Here is a 13,318-nt window from a genome sequence, read left to right as displayed (position 1 = left end):
ATGTCCTCCCCCCTTGTCTTCTTACAGGCCCGCGCCCGCGAGAATGGGCGATGCGCCCTTCTCGGCTTCGTCGGCGGCCTGGCGGAACAGCGCGAACAGCTCGCGGCCCATGCCCTGGGCAGGAGCGGGCGTCGCTGCCTGCTCGCGGGCGGCCCATTCGGTCGGATCGACCAGCGCGTTCAGTGTGCCCTCGACCGCGTCCAAACGGACGATATCGCCGTCGCGGATCAGGCCGATCGCGCCGCCGCCGATCGCCTCGGGGCTGAGATGGATGGCGCAGGGCACCTTGCCACTCGCGCCCGACATGCGGCCGTCGGTGACGAGCGCGACCTTGAAGCCCCGGTTCTGGAGCACGCCCAGCGGCGGGGTCAGCTTGTGCAACTCGGGCATGCCATTCGCTTTCGGGCCCTGGAAGCGGACCACGACGACCACGTCGCGCTCCAGCTCGCCCGCCTTGAACGCGGCCTGCACCTCGGACTGATCGGAGAAGACGCGCGCCGGCGCCTCGATGATCCAGCGTTCGCGCTCGACCGCCGACACCTTGATGCAGGCGCGGCCGAGATTGCCCGACAGGATGCGCATGCCGCCATCGGCGGAGAAGGGGGCGGCGGCGGGGCGCAGGATCGTCTCGTCGCCGCTGTCGCCGACCGGGGTCCAGCTGAGCTTGTCCTCGGCGATGACCGCCGTCTGGCCGTAATCGGACAGGTCCTTGCCCGCGACGGTCATGATGTCGCGATGGAGCAGCCCGGCGGACAGGAGTTCGCGGATGACATAGGGCATACCGCCCGCCGCCTCGAACCCGTTCACATCGGCCGAGCCGTTGGGATAGACCCGCGCGATCAGCGGCACGGCGGCCGAGAGCCGGTCCATATCCTCCCAGTCGATGATGATCCCCGCCGCGCGCGCGATGGCGGGCAGGTGGATCAGGTGATTGGTCGAGCCGCCGGTCGCCAGCAGACCGACCGCCGCGTTGACGATCGCCTTCTCATCGACGCAAGCCCCCAGCGGGCGATAATCGTCGCCACGCTGGCCGATCGCGGCGAGGCGATGGACGGCGGCGCGGCTGAGTTCCTGGCGCAGCTTGGTGCCCGGATTGACGAAGGCGGCGCCCGGCATATGCAGGCCCATCACCTCCATCATCATCTGGTTTGTGTTGGCGGTGCCGTAGAAGGTGCAGGTGCCCTTCGAATGATAGGCCGCGATCTCGGCGTCCAACAGTTCGTCGCGGCCAGCCTTGCCCTCGGCAAAGGCTTCGCGGACGGCGGCCTTCTGCTTGTTGGGCAGGCCGGTCGGCATCGGGCCGCCGGGGACCAGGATCATCGGCAGATGGCCGAAGCGCAGCGCGCCCATCAGCAGGCCGGGCACGATCTTGTCACAGATGCCGAGCAGGGCTGCACCCTCGAAGGTGCCGTGGCTCAGCGCGACCGCCGTCGACAGCGCGATGGTGTCGCGGCTGAACAGCGACAACTCCATGCCCGCATAACCCTGCGTCACGCCGTCGCACATGGCGGGCACGCCACCCGCCACCTGCGCCGTCGCGCCGACTTCGCGCGCCCAGACCTTCATCAGTTCGGGATAGCGATAATAGACGGCATGGGCCGACAGCATGTCGTTATAGGCCGACACGATGCCGATATTCATGCCGCGATCCGCCTTCATGGCGTCGCGGTCTTCCTCGGTCCCGGCATAGGCGTGGGCGAGGTTGGCGCAACCCAGATTGGGGCGGCGCACCGCCGTCTCGGCCTCGTGCGCGATCAGGTCGAGATAGGCCTGGCGGCCCGGACGCGAGCGTTCGATGACCCGGTCGGTGACGGCAGAGACGGCGGCGTTGAGGCTCATTGCTCGCTCCAGTGGATGTCGATCGGCAGCTCGACCTCGGCCAGCACGCGGCCGACCGGATAGGGCGAGGATGCGCCTTCCTTAATCGCGTCTTCGAGCACCTTCTTCTTCGCGGGGCCCGAGATGGCGAACATGATCGAGCGGGCCGAGACGATCCCGGCACGGCTGAGCGTCACGCGGGCGACTGGTGCCTCGGGCGGCAGCGGATCAGGCATCAGGCCCAGAGCGCGGCGTTCCTTCGGCCCATTGAGCGCTTCGTCATAGTCTGGGCCGGGGAAGATAGAGGCGGTATGCCCGTCCGCGCCCATGCCCAGCAGCACCAGGTCCAGCGGCCAGTGCAGTTCCTGCATCAGCGCATCGGCCGAGCGCCCTGCGGCCTTATAGTCGGACGTCGCCTGCGGCACGATCGGCATGACGCGCGCACCCTTGGGCAGGAAGATCTTACCGATCATCGTCACGTTGGACAGCGGATCGCCCAGCGGCACGATACGCTCGTCGGCGGGGACGATGGTCACGCGCTTCCAGTCGAGCTTGGCCTGGGCCAGCTTTTCATAGACCGGGATCGGCGTCTTGCCGCCCGACAGCGCGATCACCGCCGCGCCGCGTGCTTCGATCGCGCTTTCGATGATGAACTGGATGTCGCCCGCCAGCGCGTTCGCCATCTCGGTGGTATCTTCGTAATCCCACCATTCGATTTCGTCGGTCATGTCACTTACGTCCTAGATAGTCTCTGCGCGAAGCAGGCTAGCCTTCGTGCCGCGCTCCGCGTCGATGTCGTTCGCCTCCGCGTGGGAGGCGGGGGATCAGTCGTCCTGCCAGTGCACCCCGTCGCGCTCGGTCAGCGCGATGGCGGAGGAGGGGCCCCAGCTGCCGCTCGGATAGGTCTTGGGCTTGACGTCATTGGCGTCCCAACCGGCGCGGATCGCGTCGATCCAGGTCCACTGCGCCTCCACCTCGTCACGGCGGACGAACAGCGTCTGGTCGCCCTCGATCAGGTCGAGCAGCAGCCGTTCATAAGCGATGCGGCGACGGGTGCCCGCAAACTCCGCGTCAAGCGACAGGTTCAGCGGCACTTCGCGCAGGCGGATGCCGTCGCGGTCGAGGCCCGGCTCCTTCGCCATCACCAGCAGCTGGATATATTCCTCGGGCTGCAAGCGGATGACCAGCGTGTTGGGCTGGAGCAGGCCGCCGCGCCCGGCGAACATCGAGTGCGGCACCGGCTTGAACTGGATGGCGATTTCCGAGCGGCGCGCGGCCATGCGCTTGCCGGTACGCAGGTAGAAGGGCACGCCCTGCCAGCGCCAATTGTCGACATGTGCCTTGATTGCGACGAAGGTCTCGGTCTTGGACGGCTTGCCCAGCTCGTCGGCATAGGAACCGACGATCTTGCCCCCGACCGCGCCGTCCGAATACTGCCCGGTGACGGTGTTGTTGGGGACTTCCTCGGGCGTCATCAGGCGCAGCGAACGGAAGACCTTGGCCTTTTCGTCACGGATTGCGGTGCCGTCATAGCGGGCGGGCGGCTCCATCGCGACGAGCGCGAGCAGCTGCAGGATATGGTTCTGCACCATGTCGCGCAGCGCGCCTGCGCCCTCGTAATAGCCTGCGCGATCCTCAAGCCCGACCGTTTCGGCGATGGTGATCTGCACATTGTCGATGCCGTGCGCGTTCCAGATCGGCTCGAAGAAGAAATTGCCGAAGCGCAGCGCCAGGATGTTCTGGACGGTTTCCTTGCCCAGATAATGGTCGATGCGGAAGGTCCGCTCCTCGGGGAAGCCGAACGCCACCGCGTCGTTGATCTCCTTGGACGAAGCCAAGTCGTAACCGAGCGGCTTTTCCAGGCCGATCCGCACCGTCTCGCCCGCCAGGCCGACCGATTCGAGGCCCTTGATGGTCGACTCGAACAGGCTGGGCGCGGTCGACAGATAGATGGCGAGACCGTTCGACACATCGCCGACCTTCTCCGCCAGCGCCGGGAAGCCGTCCGTCGATGAGGCGTCGAGCGACTGATACTGCACCCGCTCCAGGAAGCTGGCGATCTTGTCGGTGTCCTTGCGGTCGTCCGGCAGGAAGGTGTCCAGAGCCTTGGCCGCGAATTCGCGGAAGCTGGCATCGTCATGGTCCGACCGGGCGGTGCCGGTGATCGTCAGCCCCTCGGGCAGCAGCCCGTCCGAATGCAGGTTGAACAGCGAGGGTAGCAGCATCCGCTGCGACAGGTCGCCGGTCGCGCCGAACAGCAGCAGCTTGCTAACGGGATTGCGCGTCATGACGTCTCCTTAGAGCACGAGGCCGGCGGTCGGATCGAGCCCGGCCATGATGTTCAAATTCTGGACCGCCGCACCCCCGGCACCCTTGCCCAGATTGTCGAGCGTGGCGATCAGTCGCGCCTGTCCCGTGGCCGCATTGCCGCAGACGCGCAAGGTCATCCGGTCGGTTCCGGCATTTTCCTCGATATTCACCGCCGCTACGGCATCGGACGAAAAACGCACGATGCGGCTGTCGGCATAGGCCTGGGCCAGCACATCCGTCACGCGATCGAGCGAGGGCGCGCCCGGCAGGGCGTAGAGAGGCAGCGGCACCTCGACGACCATGCCGCGATAGGTATCGACCACGGCAGGCGCGAAGATCGGCGCATGGGCCAGGCCCGAGTGACGCTGCATCTCCGGCGCATGCTTGTGCGCGAGGCTGAGGCCATAGGGGCGGAAGGCGCGGTCGGTCGCGGTCTCATATTCGGAGATCATCGCCTTGCCACCACCCGAATAACCCGAGGCGGCGTTGACCGTCACCGGGAAGTCCGCGGGGATGATCCCGGCGCGTACGAGCGGGCGAACGAGCGCGAGAAAGCCGGTCGGGTAGCAACCGGGATTGGACACGAAACGCGCCGCAGCGATCTGGTCCCGCTGCTCCGGCTCCAGCTCGGCGAAACCATAGACCCATCCCGCTGCGGTGCGATGCGCGGTCGAGGCGTCGACCACCCGCGTCCGGTCGTTGGCGATCAGCGAGACAGCTTCACGCGCCGCATCATCGGGCAGGCAGAGGATGACGAAATCGGCGTCGTTGATCGCTTCGCGCCGCGCGCCAGCATCCTTACGGCGATCATCGGGCAGGGTCAGGATCGACAGGTCGGGACGCCCGGCCAGCCGGTCGGCGATCTCCAGGCCGGTGGTGCCTGCGCCGCCGTCGATGAACACCGTCTTGGTCACTGCACCCGCTCCAACAGACCCGCATCGCAATAGCCGACCAGGCCCAGATGCGGCGCGATGCCCCATGCGTGCCCACCGGCCAGTTCCAGCACCTCGAACGTCTCGCCCGGCGCCAGTTCGGCCAGTACCGCACTGCCCAGGGGGCGGCCCTCGCGCAAGGTCACGGCGCTCTGCGTCCTATAGGGCAGGGGCGCGGCATAATGCGGGGCGAATACGTATTCAGCGAGCCGGACATCGGCCAGGTCGGGCCGGACCGCATGGGTGCGGGGGTCGAGACCGACGGTCCGCCCCTGGAGCGCAAAGCTCTTACGCGCTGGCTCGCTGGAGGGCAGGGGCGTCGCCAGCGCCGATGAAATGTCCGAATTCTTCAAGAAAGTCCGCCCCTTCAGGTGTCCTGGCGACAAAGATGTTACGCTTGTCGCTATCATCGCGTTGGCGGCGCAGATAGCCCAGCGTTCCCAGTCTATTCAAGGCGCGGGTGACGACAGGTTTCGAGACGTTCAAAGCGCGCGCCAAACCGCGCACCGTATGGGGCCCCGGACGCAGGTAAACGACGAGCAGCAAGGCCATCTGCCGGTTGGTCAGGTCGGGCTCGCCCGAACGGACATAATCGACAAGAGCGCTCATCCAGGCGAACAGCGACTGCGGGTCGTGTGGATTGGACACGGGTGGCGGTTCCAATGGCTGGGCCGGGCTTTGCCGGGCGTTGTTTCGAGGTCATAACGCCCTTTAACCGTGCTGGTTTCCACGGATGTTCCGCTTTGATGCACATCTTTTCGAGGCGCGGGGGCGGGGGGCGCGAAGCCGCCGAGGTTGATCGGCGCGGCTTGCTCGCCTATGTGCGCGCTTTCGCACACCCTCCATCGGGATCACACGCGCCTCATGTTCGCATTCCTGCTCGTCATCCACGCCATCATCGCCGCGACCCTGGTCACGGTGATCCTCATGCAGCGGTCGGAAGGCGGCGGTCTGGGCATGGGGGGCAGCCCGTCGGGGCTGATGTCGGCGCGCGGCGCGGCGGACTTCCTCAGCCGGGCGACCGCGGTGCTGGCGACGCTGTTCGTCGGCTTCTCGATCCTGCTGGCGGTCATGGCCGCGACCCGCAGCGCGCCGACCATCGATACCTCGCTGGCCCGCACGCCCGCGACTCAGGCGCCGATCACCCAGCCTGCGCCCGCTCCGGTTCCGTCGGGCAACGCGGCGGCCCCCGCCCCATCGGCTCCGGCCGACAATTCGGCGGTTCCGCTCGCCCGCTAAACCGGGCTTTTCCCATAGCTTAGGCCAACGTGCCGCCGCAAAATGACGGCGGCGCGCATCTTTGCTGTTGTCGTATCCACCCCATCCAAGCTAGGCGATTCTTCCCATGGCGCGGTATATCTTCATCACCGGCGGCGTGGTTTCGTCGCTCGGCAAAGGCCTCATGGCGGCCTCTCTTGCGGCTCTTTTGCAGGCGCGCGGCTACCGCGTGCGCATCCGCAAGTTCGATCCCTATCTCAACGTCGATCCGGGCACGATGAGCCCGTATCAGCACGGTGAGGTCTATGTGACCGACGACGGGGCAGAGACCGATCTCGACCTGGGTCACTATGAGCGTTTCACCGGCGTGGCCTCGCGCCAGTCGGACAACGTCACCTCAGGCCGCATCTACAAGACGATCATCGAGCGCGAGCGGCGCGGCGACTATCTGGGCGCGACCGTCCAGGTGATCCCGCACGTCACCGACGCGATCAAGGCCTTTGCGCGCGCCGATACGGTGGACGAAAATGGCGAGGACCTGGACTTCGTTCTCTGCGAGATCGGCGGGACGGTCGGCGACATCGAATCGCTGCCCTTCATCGAGGCGATCCGCCAGCTGAAGAACGAGCTGGGCCGCGGCAAGTCGATCAGCATCCATGTCACGCTGGTGCCCTACATCGCGGCGGCGGGCGAGCTGAAGACCAAGCCGACCCAGCATTCGGTGCGCGAGATCGCCGCGCTGGGCGTGGCCCCCGACGTGCTGGTCTGCCGTTGCGAGCATCCGCTGCCCGCGTCGGACCGGGCCAAGATCGGCCTGTTCTGCAACGTGCCGCCCTCGGCGGTCATCCCGGCGCTGGACGCGGCGAGCATCTATGCGGTGCCGTTGCAATATCATGCCGAGGGTCTCGATTCGGAAGTGCTGCGCGCGTTCGGCATCGAGCCAGAGGGCGCACCCAACCTGTCGCGTTGGACCGAGATCGTCGACCGCCTGTTCAACCCGGAAGGCGAGGTCACGATCGGCGTGGTCGGCAAATATGTCGGCCTGCAGGACGCGTACAAGTCGCTCAATGAGGCGCTGGTGCATGGCGGCATCGCGAACAAGGTGAAGGTCCGCATCCGCTGGATCGATGCCGAACTGTTCGAGGGTGATGAGAGCGAGATCGCGCAGCAGCTCGAACCCTGCCACGCCATCCTGGTCCCCGGTGCGTTCGGCGAGCGCGGTGCGCAGGGCAAGATCGAGGCGGTCCGCTTCGCCCGTGAACGCCGTGTGCCCTATTTCGGTATCTGCTTCGGCATGCAGATGGCCTGTGTCGAGGGTGCGCGGAACCTGGCGGGTATCGCCGACGCCTCCTCGACCGAGTTCGGTCCGACCTCCGAGCCGATCGTCGGTCTCATCACCGAGTGGATGGGCCGCGATGGCCTGGAGAAGCGCGAGGCCAGCGGCGACCTTGGCGGCACGATGCGGCTGGGCGCCTATCAGGCGAAGCTGGCGGGCAACAGCGTCGTCGCGTCCATCTATGGCAGCGAGGATATCTCGGAGCGTCATCGCCACCGCTATGAGGTGAACACCACCTATAAGGACGCGCTGGAAAAGGGCGGCCTGGTGTTCAGCGGCATGTCGCCCGACGGCACGCTGCCCGAAATCGTCGAGCGGCCCGACCATCCCTGGTTCGTCGGCGTGCAGTTCCACCCGGAACTCAAGTCCAAGCCCTTCGACCCGCACCCGCTCTTCGCCAGCTTCGTCGAAGCGGCGGTGAAGCAGAGCCGGTTGGTGTGATTTCGGAAACCCCGCCTCCAGACGATGGAGGCGGGGTTTTCATCATGGCGGCGGCTGACTGTAACGTGGATGCCGTCTCGCTCCCATTCCTCCCCTAAAAGAGGAGGGGGACCAGCGAAGCTGGTGGAGGGGTGTCACCCCTCTCGATAACGGGACACCTCTCCGTCAGGCCTGACGGCCTGCCACCTCCCCTTACAGGGGAGGAATAAGATCATATTCGATACGACCTGAAAAAGATAAAGGCGCCCGGACCCGTCGGCCCGGACGCCCCGCGACGTCTTCAGGGAGGGAAAGACGTCGAGCTTGCTTACGCCGCCTTGGCCTCGTCGGCCTCACCGGTGTTATGCTCCACCGCGGCGAGCGGCTGGCCCGTCTTGATCGCGATCGTCTTGGGCTTCATCGCTTCGGGCACCTCGCGAACGAGGTCGACGACGAGCAGGCCGTCGTTCAGGCGCGCATCCTCGACGAACACGAAGTCCGCCAGCTCGAAGCGACGCTCGAACGAGCGATTGGCGATGCCGACATGCAGGAAGTTGGGCGAGTTCGCCTTGTCATCCTTCTTGCCGGTGACCAGCAGCATGTTCTGCTGCGCGGTGATCTCGATCTCGTCGCGCGAAAAACCGGCCACCGCCAGGGTGATGCGATACCGGTCCTCGGCCAGACGCTCGAGGTTGAAGGGGGGATAATTCTCCGCCGAATTGGCCCGCGAATTGGCCTCCAGCAGATCGAACAGCCGGTCGAAACCAATGGTCGAACGGCGATACGGGGTCAGATCGATACGCATGTCAAAACCTCCATCAGAAGCGAATTGAAACGGGATCGGCCCGTCCACCCCAGCGCGGGGCGGTGAGGGCCCATCCGTGCGGCCCATGATAGGCACCGCACGCGAACCGATATGGTTCGCCATAAATGGGCTTCAAGAGCCTTTTCGGATCGAAAAGCAAATCTTCCGACGGCCCAAGCCATGGCTGGCTTGAATGCCTATTAAAACGATGTGTGAATGGGGGATGAAATCATAAGGGGAGCTTCCATGTCCTTGACCCTCGCACTCATCCTGGCGGCGCAAGCCACGACGCCTGCCAGCGATCCGCAGGATACCTCCGTGGTCACCGCGCCCGCCAGCGAGGCACGCCGCGATGAAGGGCGGCTCGGCACCGCGCAGCAGGGCGGGGGGGATGTCGTCGTCACCGCGCGCCGCCGCGCCGAGACGATCCAGAGCGTGCCCATCGCCATGTCGGTGATTGGCGGCACCGCGCTGGCCGAGACGGGGACCTATAATGTCAACCGGCTGACCCAGATCCAGCCGACGCTGCAATTCTATTCGACCAACCCGCGCAACTCGGCGGCGAACATTCGCGGGCTGGGCGCGCCCTTCGGGCTGACCAATGACGGGATCGAGCAGGGCGTCGGCATCTATGTCGATCAGGTCTATTACAGCCGCATCGCTTCGGCGACGTTCGACTTCACCGATACCGAGCGGATCGAGGTGCTGCGGGGCCCGCAGGGCACGCTCTATGGCAAGAACACGACGGCGGGCGCGATCAACATCATCACCCGCGCCCCCAGCTTCAGCCCCGAGGCGCGGGTCGAGCTGAGCGCGGGCAATTACGACTTCTTCCAGGCCAAGGCGTCGGTGTCCGGCCCGCTGGTCGACGACAAGGTGGCAGTGCGGCTGTCGACCTCGATCACCTCGCGGCGCGGCACCATCTGGAACACGCGCCAGCAGGAGTGGCAGAACAGCCAGGACAATTTGTCGCTGCGCAGCCAGTTCCTCTGGCATGCGACGCCGAACCTCGACCTGACCCTGTCGGGCGATTACGCGCGGCAGAATCCCAATTGCTGCGTCCAATATTATGCGCGCGTCGGTGCGAGGCAGCGGCCGATCAACCGGCAATATGCCGCGCTGGCGGCGGCTCAGGGCTACAGCGTGCCCTCGACCAACGCCTTCGACCGGGTGACCGACGTCGATACCGATCTGCGCGCCAAGCAGGAACTGGGCGGCCTGTCGCTGGTCGCGAACTGGGATGTGGGCGAGGCGACGCTGACCAGCGTGTCGGCCTGGCGCTTCTGGCATTGGGACCCGTCCAACGACCGTGACTTTATCGGCCTGCCCATCACCACCGTCTCGGCCAACCCGTCGCAGCAGAGCCAGGTGACGCAGGAGATTCGCATCGCCTCCAACGGCAAGCGGACGCTCGATTATGTTCTGGGTGCCTTCTACTTCTGGCAGTCGATCGATACGCAGGGGTTGCAGGTGCAGGGTCCGGCGGCCAGCGCCTTCCTGCTCAATCCCACGAGCGCGGGCGGGCGCAATCCGGCGACGCTGAACGGCCTGACCTCGCGCAATAGGATCGGCTTCACCAATACCTCGGCGGCGCTGTTCGGCAAGCTGACCTGGCATGTCAACGATCGCCTGTCGGTGTCGCCGGGCCTGCGCCTGAACTATGACCGCAAGGACGGCTCCTATGTCTCGACCGTGACCAATGGGGCGGGTTCGACGACCCTGACCAGCGACCAGCGCGGGGTGCTCGCGCCGCAGAACTACACGCCGTCCTTCACCAACTGGAACCTGTCGGGCGACTTGACCATCGCCTACGAGTTCAACCCCAACGTCCATTATTACGCGACCTATGCACGCAGCTATAAGTCGGGTGGTATCAACCTGTCGGGCCTGCCGCTCGACGGACAGAACAATCCGATCCTGGCGACGCAGACCGTCCGCCCGGAAAAGGTCAATCATTTCGAGCTGGGGCTGAAGACCCAGTTCGCCGACCGCCGCGCCACCGTGAACATCGCGGGCTTCTGGACCGAGATCGGCGATTATCAGGCGACGGTGAACAACCTGCAGGTCAACGTCCTGCGCGGTTACCTCGCCAATGCGGGTCGGGTGCGGACGCGCGGGATCGAGATCGACTCCGCATTCCGCCCGACGCAGCGATTCAACGTCTATGCCAATGGCGCCTTCACCGACGCGCGCTACACCCGCTTCACCAACGCACCTTGCCCGCCCGAGCTGTCCGGCGGAACCGCGCTCCCGGTCGTCAACGGCCAGATCGTCGGGACCCCGGCGGCCGCGGGCACGCCGGGGGCGTCGCTGCCTTATTGCAACATCTCGGGCCAGTGGCTGCCGGGCGTGTCGCGCTGGGCCTTTTCCTATGGTGCGGAGTATGACCTGCCCGCGACCGTGGCGGGGACCGAGGGGCAATTCTATCTGGGCTATGACGGCAGCTACCGGTCCAAATTCTCGTCCAATCCGTCGCGTTCGGCCTATACCGATATCAACGGTTACAGCCTGTCCAACATACGCGCCGGGTTCAAGGCACCGGGCAGCTGGAACGCCTTTGTCTGGGTGCGCAACCTGTTCGATCACGATTATTACGAGCTGCTCGCCACCCAGTCGGGTTCGACAGGCTTGATCGTCGGACAGCCGGGCGATCCGCGGACCTATGGGTTCACCATCTCCAAATCGTTCTAAGGCCACGCCGCCGGTGTGGGCGAATCACAGGATTCGTCCACATTCGGTTCATCTTGATCTGCTATAGCCAAGGTCCCGTGAACGGGCGCCGGGCCGGCATCTGGGGACGGAGTCTGGAAGCTCCCCGTTTCCTCGTCGGTTCCGGCGGCTTTTCCTGAGGGGATGCGTGGCGCTGTGGCCGAAATGACAAACGCCCGGACCGTCTCCGATCCGGGCGCCTGCGTGACGATCGCTCGTCAGCCCCCTTTTTCCGCTCCCGCATCAACCTCGTTGGGTGAGCGTTGGAGCAATCCCCGAACCACGGCCGTTGCTGCCTGTGTCTCAGTAAGAGTGTGTTACGGTACGGCAGGGCGGCTTGTCATCCCTCTTGCGGCATCCGCGCTACGATTGGCGCGGCTGTGTGGCGCTGGCGCAACAATTACCGGAGTCGCCGGTTTTGTCCGCCGGGCCGGGCGTGGCATTGCCAGCACCCGGCGCCGCTCCTACAGCCTCTCGGCAATTCGCTTTCTTCATGGATCGATCGGACCTCAATGATCCTGTCTCGTTACGAACGGATGATCGCGCGGCGCTATCTGCTGCCGGGTAAGGGAGAGGCGTTCATCTTCCTCGTTGCCTCGATCAGTCTGGTCGCGGTCATGCTGGGCGTCGCCGCGCTCGTCATCGTCATGAGCGTGATGAACGGTTTCCGCGCCGAGCTGTTCGACAAGATCGTCGGGCTGAACGGCCATGCGGTGGTCCAGGGGGTGGGCGGTCGCCTGCCCGACTGGCGCGATATCGTGCGCGAGGCCAAGGCGACGCCGGGCGTCACCAGCGCGGTGCCGATGATCGAGCAGCCTTTGATGTCCAGCTATAATGGACGGGTCGAGGCGGTGCTGGTGCGCGGCATGCGTGTCGCCGACATGCGCGGCAACTCGGCGATCCGCTCCAAGATCGTGATGGGCAGCCTGGCCAGCGTCACGCCGGGCAGCGGCCGTATCGCGATCGGCAGCCGCCTGGCCGAGGCGCTGGGGGCAAGCGTCGGCTCCGAAATTTCGCTGATCAGTCCGCAGGGGCAGACGACGCCGTTCGGTACGGTCCCGCGCATCGTCAGCTATACGGTCGGCGCTATCTTCGAGATCGGCGTATACGACTATGACAAGGCCTATATCATCATGCCGATCCAGGATGCGCAGACGCTGCTCCTGATGGGCGACACGGTGGGCATGGTCGAGATCCAGACGGTCGACGCCGACCGGGTAGGCCAGATCCTCGCGCCGCTGGCGGACAAGCTCGGCGGTCGTGCGGTGATCGCCGACTGGCGGTCGATGAACGCGCAGCTGTTCGAGGCGCTGGCGGTCGAGCGAGTGGCGATGTTCACCGTGCTGTCGATCATCATCCTGGTGGCGGTGTTCAACATCCTGTCCTCGCTGATTATGCTGGTCCGCGCCAAGACGCGCGACATCGCGATCCTGCGGACGATGGGGGCGACGCGCGGCGGCCTGATGCGCATCTTCATGACGGTGGGCACCATCATCGGCGCGCTGGGCACGGTCGCCGGACTGGGGCTGGGCGCGCTGTTCCTGTTCTACCGGCAGGCGGTGGTGAATTTCGTCCAGTTCGTGACCGGTCAGAACCTCTGGGACCCGTCGATCCGCTATCTCACCGAGCTGCCGTCCAAGCCCGATCCCGTCGAGATCGTGGTGATCGCGTCGATGGCGCTCGTCTTTTCCTTCCTCGCCACGCTCTACCCTGCCTGGAAGGCGGCGAGCACGGATCCGGTTCAGGTGCTGCGTTATGAATGATCCCATC

Annotated in this window: 11 protein-coding genes; 4 read left to right on the top strand and 7 right to left on the bottom strand. The window is 65.6% G+C overall.

Annotated features, from left to right (window positions below; translation table 11 throughout):
- Positions 1-21 precede the first annotated feature (21 nt).
- The 6 genes from edd to SSA01S_RS02350 all read right to left on the bottom strand — a co-directional run bounded on the left by edd (position 22) and on the right by SSA01S_RS02350 (position 5,669).
- A complete protein-coding gene (edd, locus tag SSA01S_RS02375; protein ID WP_061779034.1) occupies positions 22-1,839 on the bottom strand; it encodes a phosphogluconate dehydratase in 1,818 nt (605 codons plus the stop codon).
- Entirely contained in the window at positions 1,836-2,546 is a 711-nt protein-coding gene (pgl, locus tag SSA01S_RS02370) for a 6-phosphogluconolactonase (protein ID WP_058716759.1), read from the bottom strand. Before pgl ends, edd begins: the two co-directional genes overlap by 4 nt.
- A gap of 96 nt (positions 2,547-2,642) precedes the next feature.
- A complete protein-coding gene (zwf, locus tag SSA01S_RS02365; protein WP_061779033.1) occupies positions 2,643-4,106 on the bottom strand; it encodes a glucose-6-phosphate dehydrogenase in 1,464 nt (487 codons plus the stop codon).
- 9 nt (positions 4,107-4,115) lie between these two features.
- Positions 4,116-5,042, bottom strand: a complete 927-nt coding sequence (gene argC / locus SSA01S_RS02360; protein ID WP_061779032.1) for an N-acetyl-gamma-glutamyl-phosphate reductase — start codon at positions 5,040-5,042, stop codon at positions 4,116-4,118.
- Positions 5,039-5,413, bottom strand: coding sequence for an SH3 domain-containing protein (locus tag SSA01S_RS02355; protein WP_327556018.1), 375 nt, complete (start codon positions 5,411-5,413; stop codon positions 5,039-5,041). The genes argC and SSA01S_RS02355 overlap by 4 nt, the downstream gene beginning before the upstream one ends.
- Positions 5,349-5,669: a MarR family transcriptional regulator gene (locus tag SSA01S_RS02350; RefSeq protein ID WP_058732142.1), complete on the bottom strand. Its 321-nt coding sequence runs from the start codon at positions 5,667-5,669 to the stop codon at positions 5,349-5,351. The genes SSA01S_RS02355 and SSA01S_RS02350 overlap by 65 nt, the downstream gene beginning before the upstream one ends.
- 255 nt (positions 5,670-5,924) lie before the next feature.
- Here SSA01S_RS02350 and secG point away from each other — a divergent pair, with 255 nt between their 5' ends.
- Positions 5,925-6,299: a preprotein translocase subunit SecG gene (gene secG, locus SSA01S_RS02345; protein ID WP_058716762.1), complete on the top strand. Its 375-nt coding sequence runs from the start codon at positions 5,925-5,927 to the stop codon at positions 6,297-6,299.
- A gap of 106 nt (positions 6,300-6,405) precedes the next feature.
- Positions 6,406-8,055: a CTP synthase gene (pyrG, locus tag SSA01S_RS02340; protein WP_058732089.1), complete on the top strand. Its 1,650-nt coding sequence runs from the start codon at positions 6,406-6,408 to the stop codon at positions 8,053-8,055.
- 307 nt (positions 8,056-8,362) lie between these two features.
- Here the strand turns inward: pyrG and SSA01S_RS02335 are convergent, their stop codons facing one another.
- Positions 8,363-8,839 (bottom strand): Hsp20 family protein, encoded by a 477-nt coding sequence (locus SSA01S_RS02335; protein WP_061779031.1) that lies wholly within the window; start codon positions 8,837-8,839, stop codon positions 8,363-8,365.
- Between the two features lie 246 nt (positions 8,840-9,085).
- Between SSA01S_RS02335 and SSA01S_RS02330 the strand changes: the two genes are divergently transcribed.
- On the top strand, positions 9,086-11,530 hold the full coding sequence (locus tag SSA01S_RS02330) for a TonB-dependent receptor (protein WP_061779030.1): 2,445 nt from the start codon (positions 9,086-9,088) through the stop codon (positions 11,528-11,530).
- 530 nt (positions 11,531-12,060) lie between these two features.
- A complete protein-coding gene (locus SSA01S_RS02325; protein ID WP_058732087.1) occupies positions 12,061-13,311 on the top strand; it encodes a lipoprotein-releasing ABC transporter permease subunit in 1,251 nt (416 codons plus the stop codon).
- The last annotated feature ends 7 nt before the right edge of the window (positions 13,312-13,318 follow it).

It is taken from the genome of Sphingomonas sanguinis NBRC 13937 (genome assembly GCF_001591005.1).
Classification (GTDB): domain Bacteria; phylum Pseudomonadota; class Alphaproteobacteria; order Sphingomonadales; family Sphingomonadaceae; genus Sphingomonas; species Sphingomonas sanguinis.
The sequence above is the reverse complement of the archived record's forward strand: the minus strand, read 5'-3'. Positions and strand labels throughout refer to the sequence as shown.